The 26,899-nt window shown below is 56.8% G+C and carries 21 protein-coding genes and 1 pseudogene; 12 read left to right on the top strand and 10 right to left on the bottom strand.

What is annotated here, in order from left to right; genetic code table 11:
- Positions 1 to 6 precede the first annotated feature (6 nt).
- Both HGP14_RS10175 and HGP14_RS10170 read right to left on the bottom strand, forming a co-directional pair.
- Complete coding sequence (locus HGP14_RS10175; RefSeq protein ID WP_168829727.1) at positions 7 to 1,164, bottom strand: fumarylacetoacetate hydrolase family protein; 1,158 nt, start codon at positions 1,162 to 1,164, stop codon at positions 7 to 9.
- A gap of 157 nt (positions 1,165 to 1,321) precedes the next feature.
- The gene (locus HGP14_RS10170; RefSeq protein ID WP_168829726.1) at positions 1,322 to 1,966 is read right to left on the bottom strand and encodes a ThuA domain-containing protein; all 645 of its coding nucleotides are present in this window, start codon (positions 1,964 to 1,966) and stop codon (positions 1,322 to 1,324) included.
- 185 nt (positions 1,967 to 2,151) lie between these two features.
- Between HGP14_RS10170 and HGP14_RS10165 the strand changes: the two are divergent.
- Both HGP14_RS10165 and HGP14_RS10160 read left to right on the top strand, forming a co-directional pair.
- Positions 2,152 to 2,549: pseudogene (locus HGP14_RS10165) on the top strand (VOC family protein).
- Between the two features lie 129 nt (positions 2,550 to 2,678).
- Positions 2,679 to 2,945, top strand: coding sequence for a DUF2934 domain-containing protein (locus HGP14_RS10160; protein WP_168829725.1), 267 nt, complete (start codon positions 2,679 to 2,681; stop codon positions 2,943 to 2,945).
- Positions 2,946 to 3,114: 169 nt separating this feature from the next.
- Here HGP14_RS10160 and HGP14_RS10155 read toward each other — a convergent pair whose 3' ends face one another.
- Positions 3,115 to 3,321, bottom strand: a complete 207-nt coding sequence (locus tag HGP14_RS10155) for a hypothetical protein (RefSeq protein WP_168829724.1) — start codon at positions 3,319 to 3,321, stop codon at positions 3,115 to 3,117.
- An 836-nt stretch (positions 3,322 to 4,157) separates the two neighbouring features.
- Here HGP14_RS10155 and HGP14_RS10150 point away from each other — a divergent pair.
- On the top strand, positions 4,158 to 4,964 hold the full coding sequence (locus HGP14_RS10150; RefSeq protein WP_168829723.1) for a metallophosphoesterase family protein: 807 nt from the start codon (positions 4,158 to 4,160) through the stop codon (positions 4,962 to 4,964).
- Between the two features lie 747 nt (positions 4,965 to 5,711).
- Here HGP14_RS10150 and HGP14_RS10145 read toward each other — a convergent pair.
- The 3 genes from HGP14_RS10145 to HGP14_RS10135 form a co-directional block, all read right to left on the bottom strand.
- On the bottom strand, positions 5,712 to 6,962 hold the full coding sequence (locus tag HGP14_RS10145) for a polysaccharide biosynthesis/export family protein (RefSeq protein ID WP_168829722.1): 1,251 nt from the start codon (positions 6,960 to 6,962) through the stop codon (positions 5,712 to 5,714).
- Between the two features lie 490 nt (positions 6,963 to 7,452).
- A complete protein-coding gene (locus HGP14_RS10140; protein WP_168829721.1) occupies positions 7,453 to 8,037 on the bottom strand; it encodes a hypothetical protein in 585 nt (194 codons plus the stop codon).
- A 243-nt stretch (positions 8,038 to 8,280) separates the two neighbouring features.
- Complete coding sequence (locus HGP14_RS10135; RefSeq protein ID WP_168829720.1) at positions 8,281 to 9,018, bottom strand: sugar transferase; 738 nt, start codon at positions 9,016 to 9,018, stop codon at positions 8,281 to 8,283.
- A 535-nt stretch (positions 9,019 to 9,553) separates the two neighbouring features.
- Between HGP14_RS10135 and HGP14_RS35235 the strand changes: the two genes are divergently transcribed.
- From HGP14_RS35235 to HGP14_RS10105, 7 genes are all read left to right on the top strand, one after another.
- Positions 9,554 to 10,990 carry a phosphomannomutase gene (locus HGP14_RS35235; protein ID WP_205927112.1) on the top strand — a complete coding sequence of 479 codons (1,437 nt, stop codon included), beginning with the start codon at positions 9,554 to 9,556 and terminating at the stop codon, positions 10,988 to 10,990.
- A gap of 45 nt (positions 10,991 to 11,035) precedes the next feature.
- Positions 11,036 to 12,463, top strand: a complete 1,428-nt coding sequence (locus tag HGP14_RS35230) for a mannose-1-phosphate guanylyltransferase/mannose-6-phosphate isomerase (protein WP_205927111.1) — start codon at positions 11,036 to 11,038, stop codon at positions 12,461 to 12,463.
- Positions 12,464 to 12,528: 65 nt separating this feature from the next.
- Positions 12,529 to 13,668: an NAD(P)/FAD-dependent oxidoreductase gene (locus HGP14_RS10125; RefSeq protein ID WP_168829719.1), complete on the top strand. Its 1,140-nt coding sequence runs from the start codon at positions 12,529 to 12,531 to the stop codon at positions 13,666 to 13,668.
- A gap of 7 nt (positions 13,669 to 13,675) precedes the next feature.
- Entirely contained in the window at positions 13,676 to 15,553 is a 1,878-nt protein-coding gene (locus HGP14_RS10120; RefSeq protein WP_168829718.1) for an FAD-dependent oxidoreductase, read from the top strand.
- A gap of 84 nt (positions 15,554 to 15,637) precedes the next feature.
- Positions 15,638 to 17,098 carry an oligosaccharide flippase family protein gene (locus HGP14_RS10115; RefSeq protein ID WP_168829717.1) on the top strand — a complete coding sequence of 487 codons (1,461 nt, stop codon included), beginning with the start codon at positions 15,638 to 15,640 and terminating at the stop codon, positions 17,096 to 17,098.
- Between the two features lie 368 nt (positions 17,099 to 17,466).
- Complete coding sequence (locus HGP14_RS10110) at positions 17,467 to 18,999, top strand: putative bifunctional diguanylate cyclase/phosphodiesterase (RefSeq protein ID WP_168829716.1); 1,533 nt, start codon at positions 17,467 to 17,469, stop codon at positions 18,997 to 18,999.
- A 198-nt stretch (positions 19,000 to 19,197) separates the two neighbouring features.
- Positions 19,198 to 20,277, top strand: coding sequence for a glycosyltransferase family 4 protein (locus HGP14_RS10105; protein WP_168829715.1), 1,080 nt, complete (start codon positions 19,198 to 19,200; stop codon positions 20,275 to 20,277).
- Here HGP14_RS10105 and HGP14_RS10100 read toward each other — a convergent pair.
- From HGP14_RS10100 to HGP14_RS10085, 4 genes are all read right to left on the bottom strand, one after another.
- The gene (locus HGP14_RS10100) at positions 20,222 to 21,325 is read right to left on the bottom strand and encodes a glycosyltransferase family 2 protein (RefSeq protein ID WP_168829714.1); all 1,104 of its coding nucleotides are present in this window, start codon (positions 21,323 to 21,325) and stop codon (positions 20,222 to 20,224) included. The two genes, HGP14_RS10105 and HGP14_RS10100, sit on opposite strands and share 56 nt — an antisense overlap.
- 76 nt (positions 21,326 to 21,401) lie before the next feature.
- Positions 21,402 to 22,748, bottom strand: a complete 1,347-nt coding sequence (locus tag HGP14_RS10095) for an NAD(P)H-dependent oxidoreductase (RefSeq protein ID WP_168829713.1) — start codon at positions 22,746 to 22,748, stop codon at positions 21,402 to 21,404.
- Positions 22,749 to 22,779: 31 nt separating this feature from the next.
- The gene (gene rfbF / locus HGP14_RS10090) at positions 22,780 to 23,556 is read right to left on the bottom strand and encodes a glucose-1-phosphate cytidylyltransferase (RefSeq protein WP_168830277.1); all 777 of its coding nucleotides are present in this window, start codon (positions 23,554 to 23,556) and stop codon (positions 22,780 to 22,782) included.
- Between the two features lie 24 nt (positions 23,557 to 23,580).
- The gene (locus tag HGP14_RS10085; protein ID WP_168829712.1) at positions 23,581 to 24,648 is read right to left on the bottom strand and encodes an NAD(P)-dependent oxidoreductase; all 1,068 of its coding nucleotides are present in this window, start codon (positions 24,646 to 24,648) and stop codon (positions 23,581 to 23,583) included.
- 562 nt (positions 24,649 to 25,210) lie between these two features.
- Here HGP14_RS10085 and HGP14_RS10080 point away from each other — a divergent pair.
- Positions 25,211 to 25,411 (top strand): hypothetical protein, encoded by a 201-nt coding sequence (locus HGP14_RS10080; protein ID WP_168829711.1) that lies wholly within the window; start codon positions 25,211 to 25,213, stop codon positions 25,409 to 25,411.
- Positions 25,412 to 25,901: 490 nt separating this feature from the next.
- Entirely contained in the window at positions 25,902 to 26,861 is a 960-nt protein-coding gene (locus HGP14_RS10075) for an NAD(P)-dependent oxidoreductase (protein WP_168829710.1), read from the top strand.
- Positions 26,862 to 26,899 lie beyond the last annotated feature (38 nt).

Genomic DNA, 26,899 nt, shown 5'->3' with positions numbered 1-26,899 from the left:
GCATAATCAAAGCAGGCCCCGCTGGGCGAGGTTCGCCATCAGTGCCGAAATACCGAACGTCCATGGAGGGCATTCGGTCGAGAGCCGAACGGTATTGACGAGCGTTCCGAGACCGGCGGAAGAAATCTCGACCACATCGCCGACCTTGTGCGTGAAGCCCTGATTGGGAGCGTCCCGATCTTGTGTCGGCGCAAAAAGCGTACCGAGGAACAGCATGAAGCCATCCGGATACTGATGGTGCGCTCCACAGGTCTGCTTGACGAGATCGGTCGGGTCGCGGCTGATCTTCGACATCGAGCTCTTGCCGTGAAGCACGAAGCCGTCCTGTCCGGTGACCTTCAGGTCGAGCTCAGCCCGGCGCACGTCGTCAAGGCCATAGCTCGCGTCGAACAGGCGCAGGAAGGGACCGATGGAGCAGGAGGCGTTGTTGTCCTTCGCCTTGCCGAGCAGCAGTGCCGAACGGCCCTCGACATCGCGCAGGTTGACGTCGTTGCCGAGCGTTGCGCCCTTGATCTCTCCGCGGCTGTTGACCGCGAGCACGATCTCGGGCTCCGGGTTGTTCCAGGTGGAGATCGGATGCAGGCCGACATCGGCACCCCAGCCGACAGAGGATAGCACCGGCGACTTCGTGAAGACTTCGGCGTCCGGTCCGATGCCGACTTCGAGATATTGTGACCACATCCCCTCATCGATCAGCGCCTGCTTGACCTTGGCCGCTTGCGGCGAGCCCGCCTTGATATTGGCAAGGCTGCCGCCGATCAGCACGCCGACGCGGTCGCGGATCGAGGCCGCGCGATCAGGATTGCCTGCAGCCTTCTCCTCGATCACGCGCTCGATCATCGATTGTGCAAAGGTCACCCCGCAGGCCTTCACAGCCTGAAGATCGGCCGGCGCCAGAAAATAGGGTTTTGAAGCGTCAGGACTGCCGGTGCTGTTTGCCGCAATCGCGTCAACGGAGCCGAGCGTCTTGCCCTTGGCCTCACGAACGAAAGCTGCCGGATCGGCTTTCTCCAAAAGCGCACTCAATGTCGGCGCTTCCCTGGATGTGATGTCGACGACCTGTCCATCCCGAAGCGTGACGATCGCGGGGCCAGCCGCCTCCGGGTTCCAGGCGCGGCCAACAAACAAGCCACCTGATGAGGCGGGGTCGAGAAGCTGGGACATGATAACCTCCATCGCGATCGAACTCTACAGATGATCCTTATCTTGCCGCCTTCGGCAGCGCGCGATATCGATCACATCTCTACCGGCGGGGCAAGCTCAAACCGCGACGGGAACGACGGTCGCGGGACTCTATGCTGTTCGGCATCGGCCGCAGAGGCTACCGCCGTGCAGCCCAGGCCAGGCCGCGGCGAAGGATGAGAGGCATGTATGGATGGTCGAACTCGGCTGCAGCATGGCCAAGCGCGGAATAGAAGACGCGGCCTGCGCCGAAATGGCGTTTGAATACGACAGGCATCACGACGTTGCGGGCTGCAGCGTCGTGTTCGCCGGTAAACGTCGTCGTTGCGAGGATTTCGACGGAGGGATCGTAGTGCAGGTAGTACTGCTCCGAGCGGTAGTCGAAATCCGGTATGCCATGCATCAAGGGGTCGTTTTGCCGGCTGACGTTCACGCGGAAGTCGATGATGTTACCCGGATGTGAAACCCAGGTGACGCCGGAGACATAGCGGAAAGGGGCGCTTTCCTTGAAAGAGGTGGCAAGCGCGCCATGGTGGCCGCCGAGACCAAGGCCGCCGCGAACGGCTTCTACCAGCGCATCCGCGTGGGCCTTCTCCAGCTTTTCGCCGGTAATGATCGGAACCACCAGATCCGCCTTCGCGATCACCGGCGAGCCGAAGATGTCGAGATCGCTGGTCACGTCAACGGAAAATCCGTCTTCGCGCAGCAGCTGGCCGACGACGGCCGCGCATTGCTCCGGCTCGTGACCCTGCCAGCCGCCCCAGACGATGATCGCTTTGCGCATGCCCTGTCTCCTTATGCGGATGCCGCAGGATTTCGTAGCACAGTGGCGCCGCGGCCACTCAAACCAGATAACGCCCGTGGTCGAGGATCGCAAGCGAACGCTCCGGTGCGCCAGCACACGGATGAGGGGTTGACGGCGGCAAGGCATCGCTGTCAGCTCCCGCGTTATCTGTGGGAGGAGTCTGCATGCTAAAATCTTTCGAACATATCGGCATGACGATGAGCGACATGGATTGCGCCATCGGATTCTACTGTGGCATGCTCGGTCTTCGCCTGCATTTGCGCAAAGTAATGCCGGATGGCTCGCACGTCGCATTTCTCGACGCCGGGGGCGGCATGCTGGAAATGTTCGCACCTGCGAATGGCGCAGCGCGAGCGACGGACGTGCCGGAAGGTGCCGCGGGCTGCGCCACCTGACGTTTCTGTTCGACAGCGTCGACGAAACCTTCGCGAAGCTTGAAGCGGCGGGCGTTGAGGTAAAGGAGCGCCCGCGTCTCGCTTACAATTCCGAAGTTCTGCACAAGGCCGCTTTTCTGCGCGATCCCGATGGCATCCTTATTGAGCTTGCCGAGCGGAAGGACTGAAGCAAAGGTCGTTTTCTTCGATGCGGCCTACAAGCAGTTCGCTTCAAAATTCTCTTTGGGAAGTAACCACTCCGTAAGCGAAATCTCGTAGCTTTTAATCATGCTATTTACGTTTCGGGTTGGGGCGTCATGGTTCGTAGTAAGGAAGATTGGATCAGCCAGCGGGCGTACGCCATCTGGGAGGCCGAAGGGCGCCCCTATGGACGCGACGGGGAGAACTGGGGTCAAGCGGCCGCCGAGTTCGAACAGCTCGAGATGACAAGGGCTTCTCCCGACGGGACCGACCTCATCGACAGGTTGCGTGCCAGCGGCCGCCTCATGCGCGTCAGTGATAATGACGCGGTTTGCGCTGCGGGCGCTGTCCGGAAACCGCTCTGTCACATGGCCAAGCGCTAGCGATACGCTGCGCGCGGTCTGTGAGAAAAACCCCGCCCGTCCGTGTATTGGCGTGCGCTGTCATTCCCTGGAAGGGGCAAGGCGGCACAACTAAACCGCGCCGGCCAATCGCCCGGTCTGCGTCGCAATACTGGGAGGGCGACGGGAGCGAGTTTAGCCGATCTCGCGGCTAATGCTGCGCTTTGTGTTCGGAAGCCAAGGCCAGGATCAGGTCGTCTGCCGCGTCGGCAATGGCCATTGCTACTTCCGCAGCCTCATAACCTTGAGCTTGGGCGGAGCGGATAATTTCCAGAAGTCTCGGCTCGAACACGGCTCGCGTGTGAAGAAGCCGCTTAGTAAACTTGACATTGTCAAAATTGGTATCGAGCACGTGCATCGGATTTAAACCCTCGCGAAGACTAACACGAGTGTGTACCGAAGATACGTTGCAATCAAGCCCCTGTTTAACGATTCGTAAAGTTACGTCAATTGGCGATATCTTTTTACCCACAGAAAATAATAGAAAGCGAAAGCTGAACCTAAAGCCGAAAACCAATCAATATTAAGTACATACTTCAGCTGAAATCTATCCGTTTTTATTATTGACATTGGTGATCGTCTTTTTTCGTACAGCGTTGTTTGTGTGCGACAGCTGAACGATGAAGGCGGTCACAAAATAACTTCAACTGTGTTACATCCAAGCCGGACATCTTTTTTGGATACGCTATTTACCGCGATGGTTGAGATTTCATCCGATAAATACAACAAGCCACAGGCAGAAGTTCATTCCATGACAACCAAATGACATCGGTCAACTTCGTTATCATTTTCGACAAGGGCATGTAGGTCGACGCGACGCTGAGCTCGCGTTAAACGCGAAGCGTACCGGAGCGCTCAAGCATAATGCGAGTCGCTGTGCGTGATGTGGTCAGAATAGATCAGATCCATGCTCTCGATATTACTATACCCAGCACCCCAGCCCACGTAAGCAGAGAAGCTGCAGTTATTGCCAGGAAGCATTTAAGACGGAGTGTCATCGGCCTCTCTTTCCAAAGCCATGTCAGCTTGTGCTTCAAAGCTTGTGCAGGGCGTATGCGGTGGAGATAGAATTCTCCCGTTATTCATTGAGCGATAAGCGACGGAAAGGGCCTAGTGGCAAATGTCCTTGGTTTTTTCAAGAATCTTCCATAGGCTGTTCAAAGTTTGTAATGGGTCGAATTTGAAACGAGCGATATGCTGCGGGCTGCTAGGCGACTTCTATCGAAAGTGCAGACTGGCAAGCAGCGACGGGGCTCCACACGTTCGCATCTCAGTTTTGACAGCAAGGATTATGCGGCTGTTTACGCAGTCGGGGACATCCACGGTTGCTACGAACAGCTACGTGCGGCCTATACGGCAATTGAAAAAGATGCTGCTGTCATCGGTGGCCGGTCGCTCGTGATCTTCCTCGGCGACTATGTAGATCGCGGATTGCACTCCAAGTCTGTCATGAATTTCCTGTGCAGTCGGTCCAGCTCGTCATTCGAGTCCGTTTTCCTGTGTGGAAATCACGACGAGGAATTTCTTCAGTTCTGCCTCAATCCATCCCGAAAGCTAGCCTGGCTGGATTTCGGCGGTCGGGAAACGCTGATGTCCTACGGGATTGATGCAGATCATATCTTGAAGTCGGCCGGCGGCGCACAAGGTCTTGCCCAAGCTGTGCGGCAGGTCATTCCCGATCAGCATATCGAATTCCTCAAGGGTCTACCCATCCTCGCAAGAGTTGACGATGTCGTCTTCGTTCACGCCGGCATTCGGCCATCGGTACCGCTCAACGAGCAAAGCGATTACGACCTGACGTGGATACGAGAGCCGTTTCTCTCGAAGGGCCCGGGCTTCGAGTTTACGGTTGTGCACGGTCATACCGTAACCATGGAGCCGAGTTTCGGCCGGCAGCGTATCGGCATTGACACTGGGGTCTATGAAACAGGTCGCCTTACCGTGCTCAAGCTGTCAAATGGCGAAGTTTCATTCGTCGACACGAACAGGGTGTCCTCATAGAGCGCGTAGCGCTGTCGGTTCTTACCTCCGGTCTCGCCGACGCTCGGCAGTTGCGGCGGTCGCCGGAATGGCAATCTGCATTGCGCACCCTGGAAACTCAAAAGCTGCCGTCAACCATTTGCTAGGAAGTCCCCCATACAGTGCCGCTGCCAGAGGGCAGGATACGACATGACTTTACGGCTCAAATCCTTGATCGCATTGGCGGCTCTTTCGATAGCAATCTGGGCTGGCGCCATTGCGGCGGCGCGATGGGCTTATTTTAAGTATAGCGATGAGCGTATCAGCCAGCGATACACGGCCAGCAAGCGATAATTAGGTATTGCCGAAATGATTTCCGCAGATTCCTTCTGTGGATAAAAGGTTCTTTTAGTATATGTAAAGTCAATTAATATTGATTAAGATTTGGAATGTTGTTACATTTCTAGCGGGTCGGGGCCCTAAAAGCCAATATGTCATTCCCCGAGGGCTCGTCTACACCCCGGCGGGCCCTTTATATTGACGCGGCCTCAGTGCGGATCGAGAAGTTTTGCTTAGCAGTTTTCTGGCTTACCTGAAGCCGGAGTGGCTCAACCACGCTCTATCGCGGAGCGGATGTTTGTATGCCAGGTCGTTAAAGGACTTCGAAAAGTCAGGCCTTGGCAGAAGCCTAGATCACGGTCGCTCACAACCGCATGCTCACCCAACGACTTGCTTTGAACCTTTGGTCACCGCTCAGGAAACCACGATTCCGCTCGCCGTGCCGAGGCCTCACTGGGCAAGCAGTTCGGCTTTTACCTTAACTTGGTCTCCCGGCTGCAGGAGGGTGTTTTCCTCGGCCTCGACCTCCTTGAATTGACCCTTCACCTCTCGCACGATCGCGTAGCTAAGGTTCGCCCCCTGGATATTGGGATCGAAACGCGAGGCATCGACGGACTGCTCAAGCGCTTCGGACACGAGGCCTTTGTTCGTTGCAATCTGAAGATTGACTTTGTCAATTTCATCTTCGGTATCCTGCAGTTCCTGAGCGAGTTGGGCGCTACGGTCATTGCGCAGCGTAATCTCGTCCTGGTCGGCCCTGCTTATGTCCTGTTTGGCACGAAGCGAACTTGTGTCGATGTCGAGCAGCGTCGACTCAATGTCGGACGCACGCTGTTCTGATGCCAGCTTGCGTGCACTGAGCGCTAGTCCACGTTCGGCCAGGTCCTCGACCTTGTTCAGATCCTCCCTCGCCAATTCAAGCTGACGCGTCTGGCTCTCGGTCTTCTTCTGCAGCGAAACAATCTCGCTCGAGAGCAACTTCTTCAGATTATCCAAAGCTTCGAGCTGCAGCGCCAGCCGCTTCTTTCGGGAGTCCATGAGTGCGGCTTCGCTCTCAAGCAGCGTTTTTGCATCTGGAAAGTCTTTGAGCTCCTTCGGGGGGGTGATGACATCCTGGTTGGCGATTTCAGCCTGAAGCCGCGCACGGCGCGCCAAGAGACGACCCTTCTGCGCCATGTCGACGGAAACCTCGCCCTTGGCGGAAATGAGGTCCCGCCCAAACCGGCCATCCGTGCGGCGCAGTCCCCCAGCCAGTGTCATGGCTTTAGACAAAGTCAGCTTTGGGGTGAACGGATACTCCCCAGGCTTCTCGACATCGCCCGAGACAAAGATGGGCCGGAACTCAGCCAATTCGACGGAGGCGGAAGGCCGGTTCTTTAGACCGAAGAGAATTTCGAGACCGCTCCCGATATCTTCGGCAATCGCGCTGGTTGGTCGGCCAGCTGCCGGCACCTCGCCGAGGAATGGGAGAGACAACGCACCGGATGGACCAACGGTATAAACGCCCGCCACCGAAGACCAGTCACGGATCGTGCCTTCCGCTGTCTGCCATTCGGCCACGCGGATCGTGACCTTGTCCATAACCCCGAGGACGTAATCATCTGCTCCCCACACCTGCGGCATGGTCATGACCATTGCAGCACATGCCAGCAAAACACGTTTCCGCGTGGCGTTCAGACTCTGGGAAAGACTTGCTCTCATGTCCGGAACTCCGCTACCAAAATAAAGGCTGCCTCGATCTAATTTATGGATACGTCCATTCACTAGGTGTGCACAGTATTTCCATCTATTTATCGATGCGCGCTACTCTATTCTGGCGCAAAAAAGCTAAAATGCAACGATGAATGTATTTTGCATATATCTCGTAACGTCAAGTACAATGATTTTGGCCGTCAATTTTTCCAAATAGACAAGACTATTGTTTGCAGGAAGGCGTTGAATATTTGCTTGCGACGTGTACATCATCCGGGTCTATTGATAATGCTTGGATTATCCTGGCGCGCGCGAGGAATTGGATCTTCGGGGATCTGAAGCGACCGTCAGCAAGCTCGGAGGACGGCTACACCGTTGCCGGGTGATCGCCGTGATGGGTGCGCAGTATTGGCGCCTGACATACGAAAATGTGGCTCGCACGCGAGCAGTATTCCAGCGCTATGCGCCGCCTTTGGCTGGCCTCAAACTTGATAGGAGGCTATAGGGACGTCTCAATTGCGATGAAGAAGCGGGCCGTAGCCGCAATCCTCGCCTTCGGATGGGCCAGATTGCCGCCACTTCCAAGCAATGTCGCGATATCCGTGTTGAACAGCGCCGCGACCTGCTGAAGATGACCGGCCTCACGCTGCCATGCGCCGTGCCGGATCAGCCGCCGCCACTTCGAATAATACCGTTTCTCGGCTGCTCGGCTGCAGCGGACTTGGAAGTACTCCGCATAGAGAGCACGCTCGATTGCCTCGGCACTGCTTTCGGCCTGCAGCGCCACGCCCGCATTCTCAAGGAGCAACCTGCAGGCACTGAGGCACCGGAAAAGATCGGACGCGTCCTTGAATGGGCGGTCCCAATGCCGGCTCGGCAGGGATTCGCTTTGCGAAAGCCGGGTATAGCCGCTGACAAACCAGGCGGCGGTTTGGGCTTCAGCTTGCCCGAAAGCCTCCGGCGGGCGCCCGACTATATCGGCAAGCTCATCGAGCAGAACGGATTTCTGCCCGTTGCGCGTTCGCAGCGCATTATGCCCGCGTATCAGCTCTGCGAATAGATCGAGTTTCTCGTTAGACTTCATGGGAACCAAACTGCGGCGCAATCGACGGAACCGCCACGCGGGTTTATCCTGCTATCATTGGCAGGTTTAAATGTTAATACACAAGCTCCCGGATTTTGAGTTCACAGAAATTCCGCAGCGGCAACACGCAGGATGAACGTCTAGCCGATTTTCGCGATACTATCGCCTTGCGTATCGAAACAAGAAAGCCCAGGGCGCGTCGGCGCCTGGGCTTTCTATTAGTTTTGCGGGGTTGCCGTTGCTCTAGAAGCCGCTGCCGCCCCGAATTTCGTTAATGATCGTCCCGACGATAATCTTGATGTCAAACCACAGGCTGAAGTTTTCTATGTAATAAAGGTCGCTCACGATACGGGCGCGCGCTTTGCATGGCCGGACTGTCGGCCCGCGCAGCCCCCTGAGCTGGGCCAATCCTGTGATGCCCGGGCGAACAGCGTGGCGGCGATGATATTCCGGAACGAGTTCCTCATAAAGCCGCCCGGCCGCCAGCATGTTAATTGCGTGGCATCGCGGACCAACGAGCGACATGTCCCCGCGAAGGACGTTCAAAAGCTGCGGCAACTCGTCGATGTTCGTCCGCCGTAGGATTGCGCCCACACGCGTCAGCCGTGGATCATTGGCAACCGTCTGAGTGACGCCGCTCCTGTCGCAGCTGTCGGCGCGCATGGACCGAAATTTCAGGACTTCGATCTCTCGTCCGTTCAGTCCCCATCTCATCTGCCTGAAAAACACTGGCCCAGGATTATCGAGTTTGAGGACCAATGCGATCAAAAGAAAAGCGGGTAGTAAAATAAGTAGTGCCGCTACCGATACTACAATATCCAGAAGCCGTTTGACCCCAAGCTGAAAGCGCTTCTTTGGCGCAAACGCAGCGACATTCTGAGGCAGAATGAAGGGCCGCGCGACCCCGACAAAGGTCGCGCCCTTCCCCTCTTCACGCTTTAACGGCACTACGACGCCGACGACGCGGTGTGCGAACTCCATGACTATCCCCAATGCGTGATAGAAAAAAGCATAGCAACACTTGTTGAAAAGTAAATAGCTTGCTTAATGATTAGTTAAAGATTGGTCATAGTCTCTTATAAACTGGATTTGGCGCTGAAATATGGACGTCCTGATAGGATAGTTCGCGAGAAAAGCACAAACATTACCAGATACGCGTCACAGAAGTGTTACATGATTGGCAAAATCTAGCTTTTGTGATCGACTTAAAACGATAAATGCATTGATTGGCTAAATATTTTATCATCCTGCTTGATAATCATTTTGGATGAGCCATCTGGATGATGCTACAGTTCTCCGGCTGAGCTATTAGCGCCGCCGTCACCCGGAGGCGTTACAATCAATCACCTAAAGCGGACTGTATCCTTAGAAATTGGGATAAGAAAAATATTGCTTGATGCTCCGGTAATACTTGTTTAGGATTTCGAGGGTGGAGAAAACAACGAACTGAGATAGCAAATGTACCCGCAATGCTTGCTGCGTTGCATTGGCGAAGTCGTGTGTTGAAGGGCGTCGCATGAAGTTTGGTACGAGTGGTGTTCGGGGCCTTGTCGAAGACTTGCTTGGCGGCGGCGCCTATATCTATGCCACCGGCTTTGCGAGACATATGCTCAATCGGGGCGATCTAAACGACGGCGACGAAGTTCTCGTTGGCCAGGACTATCGCCAATCAAGTCCAGAAATCGCGAATATCTGCGATGCCGCGCTTCGGGCCGAGGGTCTGGTTCCAATCCATTGTGGAGCGGTTCCGACACCCGCGCTGGCACTGTTTGCGGCTGAACTGGGGGCGCCCGCGCTTATGATTACAGGCTCGCATATCCCTGCGGACCGCAACGGCATCAAGTTCTACCGCCCGGACGGAGAGATCGATAAGTGCGACGAGGCGGCGATTGCCGATGAAGCGGCACGGGTGGAACTCCCGCTCGGAGCATGTTCGCCTGTAAATAACCTGAGCGCCGCTGAAGCGTGTACGTCCTTGTTCGCCGCGCGGAACCGCGATCTTTTGCCGCCGGGCGCTCTGACCGGATTGAAAATCGGCGTCTACCAGCACAGTACCGTTGCGCGCGACCTGCTTGTTGACGTGCTGTCCTCTTACGGTGCCACCGTGGTCCCCCTTGGCCGTTTCGAAAGCTTCATTCCGGTGGATACCGAAGCGCTCTCTCCGCACACACTGACGCTTCTGAGAGAGTGGGTCAGTAGCCTAGAGCTGGACGCGATCGTATCGGCTGACGGCGACGGCGATCGGCCGCTTGTTGCCGACGAGGGCGGAACGCCTTTGCGCGGTGATCTGCTAGGGGTCGTTGCCGCGAAGTTCCTTGGTGCAACAACGGTCGTCACCCCTGTTACCTCCAATTCCGGCATCGAGAATGCTCGGAACCTGCGCGTCGTGCGCACGCGCGTCGGGTCGCCTTACGTGATTGCCGAGATGAACGAGGCCGTGCGTGCCGGCGACGGGAATGTCGTCGGTTTCGAGGCGAATGGCGGCTTCCTGACTGCCAGTCCGTTTATCGCCAACGGCCGCCCTTTCAAACCGCTTCCGACGCGCGACAGCTTCGTCCCAATTCTGGCTGCTCTAAACCTCATGGCCTGCCGGCAGGTAAAGCTTTCCGAAATAGCCGGTCAGTTCGACTTCTTCGTCGCCAAGGCCGACCGCTTGGAAAATTTTCCGACGGAGACCAGCGACGCACTGATGCGTCATCTGCGTTCGTCAGATGATGCCATTAGCGCTTTTCTTGCCCCGCTTGGATCCAGCGTAGGCAAAAGCGACGTGGATGGCCTGCGGATAACCCTGGCGGGCGGCGACGTCATTCATTTCAGGCCGTCAGGCAACGCGCCGGAAATGCGCTGTTACGTTGAGAGTAAGACCGACCGTGGGGCCGACGCCTTGTTAAGGAGTGGCCTGGATATCATACGAAACTGGGCTGAAGGGCGCGCGGGACACGCCCGTATGTGACGCATTCTCACTCGTCTCCAGGGATCAAACCTCGAAGGAAATGCAATGTCAGCAAGAATCGTGCCCGTGATCATGGCAGGCGGCAAGGGAACCAGGTTATGGCCACTCTCCCGCTCCAGTGCACCAAAGCAGTTCATTCGTTTCATCGGCGATCAAACGCTCTTCCAGGATACGCTCGCAAGGCTCGCCGACGGCGCACTTTTCGAGGCGCCCGTCGTCGTGACCAACGAGGAATTTCGCTTCCTGGTCGCCGAACAGGCGCGCGAAAAGGGGGTTAAGTTGTCGGCTGTTCTTCTGGAGCCCGTCGCGCGTAACACGGCGCCGGCAGTCGCCGCAGCCGCCTGCTTGATCGCTGAAGAGTATGGCGAGGACGCCATTATCCAGGTACTCGCTTCCGATCACGAGATCGTCGCCGACGACAGCTATTTCGACGCCATCAAGCTTGCGCGCGAGGCGGCGGCGGACGGCATGCTTGTTACCTTCGGCATCGCGCCAACCACGCCGGCGACAGGCTACGGCTACATCGAGACGGGTGAGGCACTGCCCTCCGGCGCCCACAGGGTCAGGACCTTCGTGGAGAAGCCATCCGCCGAGGAGGCGGAGAGGTTGCTGGCTGCGGGCCGCTTCCTGTGGAATTCAGGCATATTCATGTTGCCCGTGGGCAGGCTGCTTGCAGAATATCGCAGGCTTGCTCCGGACGTTCTTCGTAATGCCGAGGTAGCCGTCAAGAAGGCCGTGCGAGACCTTGATTTCACACGGCTTGACGCTCAGAGCTTTGCACAGTGCCCGGACATCTCGATCGACTACGCCATCATGGAGAAGACGGAAAACGCGGCTGTCGTGCCCGCCCGATTCAGCTGGTCGGACCTCGGAAGCTGGGATTCCGTCTGGAAAAGCGGCAGGCGGGATGCCGAGGGTAACCTGGCGGCCGCCAACACCACGCTGGTCAACACCAAGAATTCGCTGGTCATGACCCATGGTGTGCATCTCGCCGTGCAGGGACTTGAAGACGTTGCCGTCATAGCCAGCGAGGACGCCGTTTATGTGGGCCGGCTGAAGGACAGCCAGAACGTCGGTAGTCTCGTCAAGATGCTCGCGGCAAAGTCGCCCACTGCCAAGCTCACGGAAACCCATCCAACCTCATACAGGCCATGGGGAGGATATACGTCGGTTCTGAACGGCGAGCGGTTCCAGGTCAAGCGCATCTTCGTCACGCCAGGCAAGAAGCTCTCGCTGCAGAGGCACCATCACCGCTCCGAGCACTGGATCGTCGTAAAGGGTACCGCAGAAGTGACGATCGGCGAGGAGACCAAGATGCTGAGGGAAAACGAGTCCGTATATATCCCCCTCGGTGAAGTGCACCGTCTCGCCAACCCGGGCAAGATCCTGCTTGAACTCATCGAAGTGCAGACAGGCTCCTATCTCGGTGAGGACGATATCATCCGCATTGTCGATGAGTTCGGCCGCCAGTAGCGGCCGACCGATGGCTATGGGTGAGCGACGGGTCGCGCGAGGGCAGCAACACGGAAGGCAGGCAGATGAGTGACTACAATGTCGATTGCATTGTCATCGGCGGCGGGGTCGTCGGCCTCGCCATTGCGCGTCGCCTCGCCATGGCAGGCTTGGAAACTCTGGTGCTTGAACGCAACGGTGCCATCGGCATGGAGACCTCGTCGCGGAACTCCGAGGTCATTCATGCAGGGCTGTATTACCCGCCGGGATCGATCCGCGCGCTTGCATGCGTGCACGGCCGACGCATGCTTTACCGCTATTGCACGCTTCACAATGTGCCGTTTCGCCGGTGCGGGAAACTCATGCTGGCAACTTCGGACGACCAGCGCCCCAAGCTCAAGGCAATCTTCGACAATGCTGTTGAAAATGGCGTCGAGGGCCTGTCCTGGAAGACGCCGGAAGAGATCCGGGAACTGGAGCCGGACGTAGCCTGCGTTGCCGGTTTTCTATCCGGCGAGACCGGCATTATCGATAGTCATGCTTTTATGCAGGCTCTTGAGGCTGACCTGCAAGCCGCGGGCGGCCTTCTTGTCCTGCACACGCAAGTTGGCCGGCTGCAGCCGGATGGTACTTCGATCTCCGTCACGACGACCGGCGGCGATGCGATGGAGGTCACCGCGCGCTACGTCGTTAACGCGGCCGGCCATGGCGCGCCACGCCTTGCGGCGCAAACATCGGGTCTTTCCAGCGACGCTATTCCGCGGCAATGGTACGCCAAAGGCAACTATTTTTCGCTCACAGGGCGCCAGCCCTTTTCCAGGCTGGTCTATCCGCTGCCTGAGGCAGCCGGCCTCGGCGTTCATGCCACGATCGACATGCAAGGAAATTGCCGCTTCGGACCGGACGTCGAATGGGTCGAGCGCGAAGATGACCTGTCGGTGGATCCTGATCGAGCTGCCGCGTTCTACAAAGCGATCAAAGTCTATTGGCCGGGTTTGCAGGAGGGATCGCTGCAGCCGGCATATGCGGGTATGAGGCCCAAGATTCATGGCCCCGAAATGTCTCAGCCGGACTTTCGCATCGACGGACTCGCCGAGCATGGTGTCCCAGGCCTTGTGAACCTTTTCGGCATCGAAAGTCCAGGATTGACCAGTTCACTCGCGCTCGCCGAGCTTGTCGCCGCGAAGCTCGGTCTGGGTCAAGAGACCAAGGAGGCGGCGGAATAACCAGGTCATGGATGATCGCGACTTTATCGTTCGTAGTCATTTTTGTAACGGATACGTAATAGTTACCCCGACAATCAGACGGAAGTCGATTTTTGACCACGGACTGCGGCAAAAATACTTGTTCGTATATTTTCATGATCCAAATTATGCTTGGATGGTCTGGTTCTCACTGGTAAATATTCTGGCATCGTTGAAACTAGCGTCTTTCATGCAAGTTGTTGTTCAGCCAGATGGGGGCCTGGTCATGTTTGCCGATTTGAATGGTGTGCCGCCCCAATGGTGCGAGGTGTGTGTTGTCGGCGCAGGTCCCGTCGGTTTGGCCGTAGCTTTGACGCTTGCGGCGAATGGGATCAGGACGCTCCTTCTGGAGTCGGGAGCAGAACGGCCGGACAGGCGGACGCGGGAGTTGTCCTCCCTTGCGTCTTACAACGAGAAGCACCATCACTCTTCGGAGGCGACTGTGGTGCGCGCGCTGGGCGGGACGTCTCTTCGCTGGGGCGGGCGGTGCGTGGAGTATAACGACATTGATTTCGAGCAACGGGATTATGTCACCGACAGCATCTGGCCGATCGGACACGATGCATTGAAGCCGTTTTACGCTGCCGCGCGTAAAATGCTTACGGCCGACCACAATGAGAGGCCGGATGATGCGGGCGATGATATCTTTGAACTCTCGCTTGAAAGCTGGACCCGAACCCAGAACACCGCGCGCGCAAATTTCAACAGGCTGCAGAGCGAGACATCACTGAAAATCGTCAAGAATTGCACTGCAACCAAGCTGCACCTCGACGTTGATACCGGGCGCCTGAGGGCGCTAACTGCCATCACCGGACGATCCAGCCGGTTGATCGATGCGCCACATTTCGTGCTTGCCGGAGGCGGCCGCGAGAATACGAGACTGCTGTTGGAACTGCAGAGGGAAAAGCCTGATCTCTTCGGCGGCCTCGATGGTCCGCTGGGCCGGTTCTACATGGGCCACCTGACCGGAGAGATATCCACGATCACATTCGCATCGGCAGCCCGCGCGGCAAAGTTCCTCTTCAAATCCTCGCGAAGCGGAACCGTTATTCGCGAGCGTTTCGTGCCGACAGCCGGGGTGCAGAAGGCGAACCACCTGCTCAATATCGCCTTTTGGCCCGACAGCTTGCGTCCGGATGAGGTCATTGTTGGAAATGGGGCCGTCTCGCTCTTTTATATGGCGCGTCACCTAATAAGGCGCTCCCGTGATCCGGTCTTCCGCAACTCGATTTCAGCGCGCGAGGCCTCGAGCGCACATTTCAGGAATATCGCCATACATCCGATGCAGACCCTCTATGGCAGCTCACGGCTTCTCGTTGGTAAGTTCCTGTCGCCCGAGAGATATCCGCAATTCTCGTTCGTGAGCCCGACAAATACTTATCTATTGCGCTATCACGCTGAACATTCGCCCTTTTCGCGAAGTCGCGTCACGTTAAGCCCGGCGACCGATGCGAATGGCTCCCATCGTCTGGACGTCGATTTTCGCTATTCGCCCGAGGATTTTCGCTCGGTCATGAGGGCCCACCGCTTGCTTGGAGAAAGACTTGAGCAAACGGGCATGGGGCGGCTGACATTTTTAAGACCTGAGGAAACTCTCGAGGAGTGGATAGCCGCCCAGGCGATCGACGGATATCATCAGATCGGTTTGACCCGCATGTCATCGGACCGTCACAAAGGTATCGTTGACGGCGATTGCCGAACCCATGACGTCGCCAATCTTTTCGTCGCCGGCAGTTCGGTGTTTCCAAGCTCGAGCCAGGCGAATCCGACGCTGCCAGCCGTTGCAATGTCCCTGCGATTGGCGGCGCATTTGACGAACTTGGTCGACCAGACGCGACGACCTCCTGCTTTGACACCCGGGAGTTGAGGTCTAAGATGTGTGCTGCGATACCGCCTATCCTAGTTGTGGCTGACCTCGAGAATTGCATTGTTTCCGACCGGAGGTGTTGGGGTGGCAACGAGTAAGCGCCTTGCAGTAAATGTTCTCTCCGGCGTGCTCACGAATGTGACGCGCATCGGTCTGCAGGCGATCCTCCTGCCGCTGATGGCCAATCTGCTCGGTCCCAGCGAACTCGGCGTCTACGCACTTGCACTGCCGATCATATCGTTTGTGATGCTTCTATCCGACGCCGGTCTCGGAGATAGCCTGGCCCGGGAGAAAACCGATGACCACCTCGTCTGGTCAAGCGCCTTCTGGGCGCTCCTCGTGGGCGGCGTCGTTCTGATGGGTCTCGTGTGGTTGGCTTCCGTTGCGGTCGCCCACTTCGCCAGCCAGCCGAGATTGCCCGAGATCATATTTGCGCTGAGCTTTACACTTCTTATGGTCGTCGTGAGCGTTATCCCGAATGCACGGCTGCTGCGTCAGGGCAACCTTGTCCCAAATGCGGCCGCCGATCTTGCCGGCAACATCCTGGGCGCCGTCGTCGGCATATCGATGGCCCTGCTGGGCTTCGGTGTATGGTCGATGGTCACTCTTTATGTGACGACCTACACGACGCGCGCCATTGTTCTCAACGCGGCATCACCGTTCCTGCCGCGGCTGAAGTTTAGTTTGAGATCGCTTTTTTCCCATACTGGAATGGGTAGCCAGATCCTGTCTACGCGTCTTATGGATCTCTTGACGCGCATGTTTGAGAATTCGCAGGTTTCTCGCAAGCTCGGAGCCGCAGCGCTGGGCGGTTATAGTTACGCCAACCAGATTGGTTATTTTGCTGCAAACGCCGTCGGCAACCCGCTCTGGGCGAACCTTTACTACATCGCCATCAACCGATCCAAGGCTGAAGTCAGCGCGCACTACATTCACTCGCACAGGATCTTTTCGCTGATTGTGTTTCCAGCCTCGACGGTCCTCGCGCTCGCCATGCCGGCGCTCGTGCCGATAGTGTTCGGTCACGAGTGGCTGGAAGCGATACCTTCCATTATGATCATGGTGCTTGCTACGCCATTCGGAAACCTCGGCGCCTTCCAAACAGCGGTTCTTTTCGCCCAGAATCGCGGAGGGCTGGTCGTTATGGGCCTGGGCGTTACGATGGTCTTTCGGATCCTCGTGGTTCTGCTCGCTTGGCCGTTCGGTATCTTCGGGCTCTCGGTTGGTCTGGCGGTCACCAACGTCCTTTACTTTGTGGGGACGATCGTTTTCATCGCGCCGATCATCGGAGTCCCGCGGCTACCGCTCTTGCGGGTGATCGCATCCCCCCTTCTTGCAAGTGTCGCCTGCGGTGCTGCTTTTGCGATGCTTGCAGGCCCTGAGGCAAGCTTGCTTCGCCTGATCGGTGCGGGCGCTCTTTCCCTGCCGGTGTACCTCTTGAGTCTGCTGCTTTTTGATTTTCGCTTGGCAATATCTGACCTGAAGTCGGCTGCTGGGATCCTCGGCCTCAACGGCAAGCTGCCTGTGGCGGGCGTTGAAACATGAAAGAATTGGGCTGCCATCTTCCTGGCCGCCACTGCGAAGCAAAGCCGTAACCGGATGCCGACATGGCCGTGTATGGCGACAGTTCTCTACGAGCGGATGCTAGCCGAAGCGATATGGACCTGGAGTCGTCGGTGATCGGCCGGAGCTCGCCGAAACCTACACCCTTGCAGTGCGGCGAGCTCCGTCCAGGGCTCCAATACAATCGTGCGGCAAAACACCGCACGCATTGTGAGGCAAATTTTACGCGGCAGCGCCGGAGCCCAACAACCGCTCGCGACTCCGTTTACCGCTAAGCAAGGTTTTGCCGCTAAACGACCCTCGCGCAAAGGCCGGTCCACGCGCGATCCTCTTCACGGTGATCTTCCACCATGCACCAGTTTCGCATCCAGATTGCAAAGATTCGGGCGCTTCATCTGATCGCTGCGGCGGCTTTGGCAGTTTCGGTCTCGGTTCAGCTGCTCGCAGGCGTTTTTCCCGGGTCAGTTCTCAACAGCATTGCCATCGCGTGGCGCATCGAGACATGCGGCCTGGTTATCGCATTGCTTGCCACTCTCGCCGGCGCCCATCGACTTGGCTGGACACGCCGGCAGGTCGAGGCGCGCGACGAGGCGCGTGCCCATCTGGTCGAAAGAGACAGCCTGACGAATGCTTACTCCCGCTATCGCTTCATGGAGCTTCTTGAAGAGAAGCTAAAACGAATCCGCAGCCAACAGATGGCCGGCCAGGCGCCGGGCGAATTCACCTTGATGCTGATCGATGTTGATCATTTCAAGAAGATCAACGACACCTTTGGTCATGCGGCCGGCGACCAGGTGCTCAAAACGGTCGTTCAGGTGGCGGCAGCAAGGACGAATTGGACCGTTGGCCGTCTTGGTGGCGACGAATTCGCAATCATCATCGAGGACACGGATTATCGTCATATCCTTGGCGACACGACGAATTTCATGCAAAAACTGGCGGAATTGTTGCGCAAGGAAAATGAGAAGAACGGCTATGATGGCGTCTCGATCGGCCTTGCGCAGGCGCCCCTTCATGCGGGCCTCGCCGATGCCCTTCTGACATGCGCCGATATCGCGCTCTATCAGGCCAAACGCAACGGCCGCAATCAGTTTGCCTTCTTCGATTCAGATATGCAGCGCACGCAGATCAGGGAGCGGCTGGTGGCTCGGGAACTGCGCGCCGCCATTCTCCTCAACCATCTTGCCGTTTACTATCAACCGATTGTCGATCACGAAAATAGCATTGTTAGCGCCGAAGCGCTGGTGCGCTGGCACGATCCGGTACGCCGCGTGGTGATTCCGCCTAGCGAGTTCATCCCCATTGCGGAGCAATCCGGACTCATCGACAGCCTCGGCGAATGGGTATTCCGGCGGGTTTGCAAGGACTACGCTCGAAGTGGTTTCAAGTCGATCGCCGTTAATGTCTCCGGGGCGCAGCTCATGCACGACCAGCTCGTGCCAATGCTGCGCGAGGTTCTGCGAGAAACCGGCTGCAGCGCTGGGAACTTCGTGCTCGAAATCACGGAGACGGTGGCACTGAACGCGACCCCGACAGTCATCAATACGGTATGTCAGTTGAAGGAAATGGGATTCCGGCTCTCGCTGGACGATTTCGGAACCGGCAACAGCGGCTTCGCCTTGATGCGCGAACTGCCATTCGACATCATCAAGATCGACAAGAGTTATGTTCAGAAGCTCGGCGACGATGCGATCGCCCAGGTTTTCGTTTCCGGGATAGGCAGGCTCGGCGAGATGCTCGGTTTCGAAGTGGTCGCTGAAGGGATCGAGTCATCCGAGCACAAGATCCTGGCGCGGGGCGCTGGTTCGACTCGCTTCCAGGGCTACCTGTTCGGCAAGCCCGAGCCGTTGCCCCAGGCGGAGCCGATCGCGGCTAAAGGATAGCCCACAAGAGAGCCGGATCGTCACCACCCGACCTGGACGACGAGGTACGCTCGCAGGCTGCCCCCTTCGAAGAGATGGCGAGGCTGAGATCGGGTGAGAATAAAGTGGTAGCTATACCTTTGGTCGCGTTGCTTTTCCATCGTGTTTGTATAAGCTTTTAAAGTATTGTTTTTCACAGCAACTGTGAACACGAGTAAAATGCGTAAGAAAATCCTGATCAATGGTAAGTTCCTGCTGGCGGCGCTGGAAGGCATGCCCCGCGTCGGGCGGGAAATAACAACGGGTTTCGATCAGCTGTTGGAACGCCCGGAATACCAGGATATCACTATAGAGCTTGTCGGTCCTAAGGGTACCGCATCGCAGGCAAGCTATCGCAACATCAAGATTGTCGAAACGGGAAGCTTCAAAGGTCCGTTCTGGGAACAGTTCACCCTTCCCTGGTATGCCAAGGGCACTTACTGCCTGAACTTTACCGGCACGGCGCCGCTCATCAAAAGCAACGGCTGCGTGGTGGTGCACGACGCCCAGTTCCGATCGACGAGCAAATCACACAGCCTGAAGAGCTTCGTGCTCTACAATCTGATCACCACAGTCGTCTCGCGTCGGTATAAGACGATCATCACAGTGTCGAACTACGCCAAGCGGGAGATCCAGGACTTCAATGTCACCCGCAGGAGCGATATCCATGTGGTGCCCAACGGCGTTGACCACGTGCTGCGCTTTACCGCCGATCCGGGCGTTCTCGGCAAGTATGGCTTGGCTGACAAGGGCTATGCGCTCGCAAACAGCTACATCTACGCCCATAAGAACGTGAAGACCCTGCTGGAGGCGTTTTCCAAGGGGCCATCCGACTTTCCCTTGGTGCTCTTCGGATCCTCCAAGCGGGAAGATTATGATGCCCATGGCATCCCCGTCCCGCCGAACGTCAAATTCCTGGGCAGGATCTCCGACGTCGAACTTGTCTCGCTGATGGCGCGGGCGCGGATGTTCTTGTTTCCATCGACGACGGAGGGGTTTGGCTTGCCGCCATTGGAAGCCATGCAGCTCGGCTGTCCGACGATCTGCGCCAAGGCGGGCGCCATGCCGGAAAATTGCCGCGACGGCGCCCTTTATGCGGACCCGTTTTCAGCGGCCGACTGGGCCGACAAGATCTTCGCGCTTTGGAGCGATGAGGCGGAGCAGGCACGCCTGTCCGCCGCCGGTCGAGTGGCAGCGGAGCGGTTCAGATGGCTTTCGGCTGCAAGGGACTATCTGGATATTTTGCGTCAGGATGCTTGACGGGAATGATTTCCGCAGCGCCCGGCTGATCTTCTGCCATGGCCATGAACGTTGGTTCATCGATGTGAGGACCTGTGGGCATTTCGATCATGCGCCAGATCACACTGTTGACCGGCCACCACGCAAGATTCTTGACATAGTCGATGAATGTAAAGCGATAGCCATGTTGAGCGAGCGTGGCCAACATCTCGTCAGCCCTTTCCCTTTGCCCTGTCAGCCGCCAGCGGACCGTAAGCCGGCACATCTGGCCGAGCCAGTTTTGCAGGGATTGGCGATAGCCCCTATCGTCGTCAAATGCTGCACGCCCGTAGTGGTGTAGCACATGCATGTGGACCAATTCTCGCTTTATGCCTTTCTTCTTGAGCTCCTTGCCGGTGACACTCTCGTCGTGAGCCCGATTGTAGACCAGCGGCTCGGGAATGTAGGCAAACTTGCCGCGCAAGGCACAGCGCACCACAACATGCGGATCGGGTGACCAGTAGTCGTCAATGAGATTTCCGCGCAGGTCATCATGCATGCGTATGAAAAAATGGTGATAGGCGAGCCAGGCAGTTCTGCCACGCATCATTCCTTGAACGATTTCCCGGCCGTCGTGCACAAGTGTGCCCTGCGGCATGCGCGCCCGTCTCACGAGGTCGGCGAAGACATCCTGACACAGGACCACCTCTATTTCTGGATCGGACTGCGCGACGTCGACAAATCGCTCGATGCAATCTGCCCGCACGAGGTCATCGGCGCACAGAAGCTTCGCATAGACCGCGTCGGCAGGTACATACGAAAAGGCCTTGTTCCAATTTTCCGCCAGCGGCAGCACGCGCTCGTTGGTAAACTCCATCACGGGAATGCGCTGACCCTTGAAACTTTCGATGACCTTTGCGGAATCGTCGGTGCTCGCATTGTTGAGAACGACATGGACGATGTTCGGGTAGGTCTGGGCCTGCACGCTCGCCATTGCGCGGGCGAGATATTTGCCGCCATTGTAAACCGGGGTAACGATCGCCACGAGGGGCATGTTCGCCGGCGTCAGAGGTGCAGTCGTCGCGCTCATATGCTCCTCACCTTCACCAGTATATACTTCAGAAACGAGGGCTCGTCGCACGATCGCGACGAGCCCTCTGTCCAATTCACTCTGCCGCCTGCATGACCGGCTGCGGGAAGAACACTGCGTCCTGCTCCGCATAGAGCTGATCGATCAGACGTCCTTCGGGCCTGTCGATGTCGGCGAAGGTCAAGGGCTGATCCTTCGGAATAAACTTATTTACCGTACATCCAATTGCCAGACCAATCGGAATAAGCTCTTCGGAGCGGACCGTTTCGATGTTTTCCAACATGCCGTAGGCCGCGTAACCGCCGAATTCGTCAATGAGGTCGCCGGGCATAAGATCCTTCTTGGCCAGCGCGACTATTCCAACACTCGGGCCTGCTTTCGGTGCCAAAGTCGGATCCTCGAAGAGCACAGCGCGGGCGATCGAGCCCGGCACCTCGAAATGGCAGAGATGATAGGGCGCGTAGAAGCAGTAGTAAGGGCCTGGGCCCATCTTGTAGTAATTGAGGAAGTGCGCCTGCTTTTGATCGCCATCGGTCTGTTTAGCCAACACAAAGACCCCAGGCCCCGGGCGCGCGCCCATGACGTAATCGACGTAGCCCGGTCCATCGCCTATGTGGTCGAGGTACTCACTGAAACCCGAAATCGTTTCTTCCAACGGCACGAGCGGCTTATAGGGATCGCCGCCGGAAAAATCCGGCCCGATCATGCCGCGCTTCGCGACCTTCATGCCGGTTCCGTTGGCAATGACCGCCTGTTCGAAAGAAATCTTCGTGCCGTCGGCGAACGACGTCACCATAGCCGCCTTCAGTCCCCATTTAGCGGCAAATCCGGCCTGCGTCGCAGGCGTCCGGTACGGATCGTAAAGCCCCTTGATGTTTCCGCACAGCACAGCTTTCAAGCCGATCCCTTCGACATATCGAACAAGGTTCATCTGCGCACCGGGCTGATCACCATCGGCCGCCGTGTAGACGACACCCCGCTCGTCCGCTTTTTTCTTGAGGATCGGTCCGATCGTTCCGTCGAGTTCAGCATTGACTTGTACGATGTGTTTGCCGGCGTTGATTGCCGCAATGACCGCCCTTGCGGCAAATTCCATCGAACCGGTGGCCTCAACGAAGGCATCAAGGCCCGCCGCGTTGGCTATGAAGTCGGCATTGGTCGTGATGGCTGGCGTCCCGGCGGCAATCGCCGCGTCGAGCTCAGCTTGCGTCTCGCACCGGACCGGCTCGATGCCAAGATCGGTGAAGGCTTCCTCAGCATGTTCTATCGTGCGATTGTAAATCGCCGCCATGCGCATGCCTGGCGTGGAATTCACGATCGTCCGGGTAATCGCCTTCCCCTGGACACCTGCGCCGACCATGCCCACAAGGACCGGACGGTTTTCGGCCTCACGTCTTTTTAGAGCGTTATCAACGATAATCATGACACTTGATCCCCAGCCTGCAATTTCTGACCTAGTCGCGCCATACCTTCCATGGCGCTCCGCTTTGCCATTTCGCCTCCAAGGCCATTTTGTCCCGGAGGGTATCCATGCTTGCCCAGTAGCCAGTGTGGCGGAAGCTCGCGAGCTGGCCTGCCTCGATCATGCGAGACATTGGATCGTCTTCCCACATCTGATGATCGCCATCGATAACGTCGAAGACCTCTGGTTCACAGACGAAGAAGCCACCGTTGATCATGCCGCCATCCGTGGCGCCCTTTTCCCGGAACGCCTCAACATGTGTTCCATGCTCGGATAGACGAAGCACGCCGTAGCGCCCCGGCTGCGACACCGCCGTCAAGGTGCACCACTTGCCCTGCTGCTTATGGAAGGCGAAAAGATCGTGGATGTTGACGTCCGACACGCCGTCCCCATAGGTCAGCATGAAAGTGTCTTCGCCGAGATACTTTCGAGCCCGCTTTATGCGGCCGGCCGTCAGGGTCTCGATCCCGGTGTCAATGACCGTGACCTTCCACTTCTCCGCTTTCGCCTCAAGCCATTCGACGCTGCCTGTCGCGAGGTCGATCGTGAAATCAGTGATGCTGGCGTAGTACCTCAGGAAATAATCCCGGATGTAGTCGACCTTGTAGCCGCCAAGCACGACGAAGTCATTGTAGCCATAGTAGCTATAGATCTTCATGATGTGCCATAGGATCGGCTTGCCGCCGATTTCCGCCATCGGCTTCGGCCGGATGGATGTTTCTTCACTGAGCCTCGTGCCGAACCCGCCGGCCAGCATTGCGACCTTCACCATAACCCCACCCCTCTACGCCACTTATTGAGCCGCTCTCACGGTCTCGACGTTTTGCCACTCCAGGTCACGGTTGAGACGTTCGCTGGTGATATGCCCTTGCAGAACAACGAGACGGATCAGATTGGAGCTTCGGAAGTCGCCGTCCCGGAAGTTCATGCGTGTCAGCCCGGCGATGAGATTTTGCACGGACTGATTTAGATCGACCACAGGCTGGTGCGATGGCGCGAGCCTCTCGTACAGGCTGAAATCAGCCTGGTACGAGCGGCTATCAACCGGCGCCTTGTGATTGATTGAAATCCTTGTTCCAGGAACCGCCGCGGCGACTGCCTCTGCCAAATCCTTGACTTGATAGTTGCTTCGGTTCGAGCCGGCATTCACCGCGAGATAACGTCCGCCGTTTTCTGCCGCGCGGTCGATCGCCCAGTCCATGGCGCGCGCCATGTCGGCAACATCGATCATCGGCCGCCAAGGCGTACCATCCGAAAGAACGGTAATCTCGCCGCGAGTCAGAGCGCAGGCGACGTAATCATTGAGCACGAGGTCCAGACGCAGCCGGTCTGACATCCCACACGCCGTGGCGAACCTCAGGGACGTGATGACCATATCCGTCTGGAGATTTTCCAGCTCTTTTTCCGTACCGATCTTCGACTTGGCATAGGCGGTAATCGGATTGAGCTCGTCGGTCTCCTTGCGCGGCCCGCCTTGCGCGATGCCATAGACACTGCACGAGGACGCGAACACGAAGTTCTTCACGCCAGCCTCTGCCGCATATCCGGCCACCATAACCGCGGAATCCTGATTGATTTCCTTGGTCACAGCCTCGAACTGGTTTCCCATCGGATCGTTTGAAATGGCGGCGAGCTGAATAACGGCATCATACCCTTTCAGCATGTCCTTGCTGATCGCTCGGACGTCACCATAAAACTGCTCGTCAAGGCTTCGTTCGGGAAGCACCGTCACGCCGGTTAGGCAGTGGGCGAAGTACGCATTGTCAAACCCGTGAATGACGGCATCAGGACGCGCCGTGCGCAGGTACTTTGCGACGACCGGCCCAACGTAACCCATATTGCCAATGATCAATATTCTCATCGTTACCGAACTCCCGAGCCCTCAAGTGTGAAAATGCAAGCATCCATCGACGTGCCGCCGCTCCCCGGTGTTTGCGGGGGAAGACCATTAGTACACGCTACGTCATTCAAGTGAGAAAACTGTTCGATGAAGGCGACTACAGCAGTCATGACGCAACGACTCCCAACGCACTGCAATGTCAGTCGAAAAGATATAGCCAACACCATTTTCCATCTTCAAATAAAAATGGGGTAACTGGTAGCATTTGTAATAATAGTGCATACAGCATTATTTTAGTCAACGGGAGATCGTAGTAACTTTTTACTACAGTGAAAGTGGTATGTAACCTGATCCTATGTACATGAAATTTGTGACAATCATGACGGTCAGTGCCGTTAGAGATTATATCGTCAATTCTTGTATAACTGAGATGTTGCCGGTTTTTAAGAAACGGTGGGCAATATAGATGTTAGATTTTACAGTGAATCGGGGAATGGCAAGATGCTGGTAACCACGTTTTCCGGCAGCGCTTGCGGTAGAGGCCCGGCCCCATACTCTTGCAACTCCAATCAGGAGTTCGAGAGTGTCCTCTGCCAAACATCAATCGGCCGCGCACCACCACTCCAGTGAAGAGAATGTCCCGCAGAGACATCCGCTGATGGAGTCATTGCGCAGCCGGTCGGGACGCGCACTGCGGATCTTGGCGACACCAATTCTCCTTGCCATCGCGATCGTGGCCATATTCCAGCCGGATGTCTATCCTGATTTCCAGGACGACGCCTGATAGGGCGGGCCGGCCGCAGCTGTGTAAATGCCATCTCCCTAACCTCGGACTTAATTAGCGAGTTGTTTAGTTCGATGTACTCGGCACTCACTCGGCCGGGTTCTTCGAGTATCTCGCGTCTTTATGTATGTAAAAATAAAGACGGTATCCAAGGCCGTCGGGCGAGTTTCAAGCCGTTGATCCGCGTGTTTTATATATTTCAACGATAATAGAGCAGCTTAAAAGAACTTAGAAAACGTCGATGCGTTTGTTTCAAGGAAAGTGATTGCAGATCTTGTTATGAAGTCTTGTAGATGAAAAAAATTTAGGAACCAAATCCTGAACTTTAGCCTACTTAACCAAAAAGCATCTATACTACTTTCCTTTCAACCGGTATTGTATTAACAATTAATTATCCGCCAGGCGTCTCGCTCGAGATTAGTACTCGGTTGGTCTTTATGCGGGGCATTACTCGCATGAATCCTGAAGATAAACGGGATCGAGGTAGGTGATGCAGCAAAGGCATGTTGTTTTCGGTGGATCGGGATTTATCGGAACACACCTCATCCGCCATCTCGCGGCGGCTGGCGATCATGTCATTTCGGTCGATAAGATGCCGCCGCGCCACGTCTTCGACGGAGTAGACTACAGGCTTGCTGACGTGCGCGACCTGTCCGATCTCGCGCTCGAGGGCCCGATTAGCCGCTTTTACAATTTGGCGGCCGTTCACACGACGCCCGGGCATCCCACCCATGAGTATTATGACACCAACATCAATGGCGCACTGCAGGTTACAAAACTTGCGGAGCGCTGCCGCGTCGACGAGATCGTGTTCACCAGTTCAATCTCGGTCTACGGCCCAAGCGAGGATATCAAAACAGAAGACAGCATTCCGGCCCCGGTTTCCGCCTACGGCTATTCCAAGCTCCTTGCTGAACATGTCCATGAAGACTGGCTTCATCGCAATGAGGCCAGGAAGCTGACCGTCGTTCGGCCGGCGGTGGTGTTCGGGCCCGGAGAAGACGGCAATTTCACGCGTCTCGCGAAACTCTTGCGGAAGGGATTTTTTGTCTATCCGGGCCGCAAGGATACGGTCAAAGCGTGCATTTACGTGGAAGATCTTCTGGAGGCGATCGCGTTCGCGCATCAGCGGCCGGAACGCTACGTCCTGTTTAACGCGGCGTATCCAAACAGATACACCCTCGAAGACATCGTAGGGACGCTTATTCGCAATTACTTTCCGAAGACGCGTGAGTTTCTGCTGCCCGGCGGCGTCGTCACGGTCGTTGCCGCAATGCTCAGGCCGGTAAGCGTGGCCAACGTTGGGATTCATCCCGACCGAGTAACGAAGCTTGTTCGGTCAACGAATATCTATCCCAAGTGGCTTGAGGGGAACAGTTTCAATTTTCCAAAGTCCCTCGATCCCGTTCTGGCTCGCTGGGAGAAGGAAACGGGTGGCACTTTCGTCTGAGAACGAAGCGGGACATTTTGCGTAAGTCCCGGCGTGGT

Source organism: Rhizobium sp. P32RR-XVIII (assembly GCF_012641395.1).
In the GTDB taxonomy this organism is placed as follows: Bacteria; Pseudomonadota; Alphaproteobacteria; order Rhizobiales; family Rhizobiaceae; genus Rhizobium.
Note: the sequence above shows the minus strand (reverse complement) of the source record. Positions and strands in the feature narration are given on the sequence as shown.

What these genes read in the sequence shown, in the direction of transcription:
- HGP14_RS35230 (WP_205927111.1), top strand. Translation starts at nt 11,036, where the DNA reads ATGTCAGCAAGAATCGTGCCCGTGATCATGGCAGGCGGCAAGGGAACC.
- HGP14_RS10105 (WP_168829715.1), top strand. Translation starts at nt 19,198, where the DNA reads ATGCGTAAGAAAATCCTGATCAATGGTAAGTTCCTGCTGGCGGCGCTG.
- HGP14_RS35235 (WP_205927112.1), top strand. Translation starts at nt 9,554, where the DNA reads ATGAAGTTTGGTACGAGTGGTGTTCGGGGCCTTGTCGAAGACTTGCTT.
- HGP14_RS10175 (WP_168829727.1), bottom strand. Translation starts at nt 1,164, where the DNA reads ATGTCCCAGCTTCTCGACCCCGCCTCATCAGGTGGCTTGTTTGTTGGC.
- HGP14_RS10170 (WP_168829726.1), bottom strand. Translation starts at nt 1,966, where the DNA reads ATGCGCAAAGCGATCATCGTCTGGGGCGGCTGGCAGGGTCACGAGCCG.
- HGP14_RS10120 (WP_168829718.1), top strand. Translation starts at nt 13,676, where the DNA reads ATGGATGATCGCGACTTTATCGTTCGTAGTCATTTTTGTAACGGATAC.
- HGP14_RS10075 (WP_168829710.1), top strand. Translation starts at nt 25,902, where the DNA reads ATGCAGCAAAGGCATGTTGTTTTCGGTGGATCGGGATTTATCGGAACA.
- HGP14_RS10135 (WP_168829720.1), bottom strand. Translation starts at nt 9,018, where the DNA reads ATGGAGTTCGCACACCGCGTCGTCGGCGTCGTAGTGCCGTTAAAGCGT.
- HGP14_RS10140 (WP_168829721.1), bottom strand. Translation starts at nt 8,037, where the DNA reads ATGAAGTCTAACGAGAAACTCGATCTATTCGCAGAGCTGATACGCGGG.
- HGP14_RS10095 (WP_168829713.1), bottom strand. Translation starts at nt 22,748, where the DNA reads ATGATTATCGTTGATAACGCTCTAAAAAGACGTGAGGCCGAAAACCGT.
- HGP14_RS10110 (WP_168829716.1), top strand. Translation starts at nt 17,467, where the DNA reads ATGCACCAGTTTCGCATCCAGATTGCAAAGATTCGGGCGCTTCATCTG.
- HGP14_RS10145 (WP_168829722.1), bottom strand. Translation starts at nt 6,962, where the DNA reads ATGAGAGCAAGTCTTTCCCAGAGTCTGAACGCCACGCGGAAACGTGTT.
- HGP14_RS10160 (WP_168829725.1), top strand. Translation starts at nt 2,679, where the DNA reads ATGGTTCGTAGTAAGGAAGATTGGATCAGCCAGCGGGCGTACGCCATC.
- HGP14_RS10150 (WP_168829723.1), top strand. Translation starts at nt 4,158, where the DNA reads ATGCTGCGGGCTGCTAGGCGACTTCTATCGAAAGTGCAGACTGGCAAG.
- HGP14_RS10155 (WP_168829724.1), bottom strand. Translation starts at nt 3,321, where the DNA reads ATGCACGTGCTCGATACCAATTTTGACAATGTCAAGTTTACTAAGCGG.
- HGP14_RS10085 (WP_168829712.1), bottom strand. Translation starts at nt 24,648, where the DNA reads ATGAGAATATTGATCATTGGCAATATGGGTTACGTTGGGCCGGTCGTC.
- HGP14_RS10125 (WP_168829719.1), top strand. Translation starts at nt 12,529, where the DNA reads ATGAGTGACTACAATGTCGATTGCATTGTCATCGGCGGCGGGGTCGTC.
- HGP14_RS10100 (WP_168829714.1), bottom strand. Translation starts at nt 21,325, where the DNA reads ATGAGCGCGACGACTGCACCTCTGACGCCGGCGAACATGCCCCTCGTG.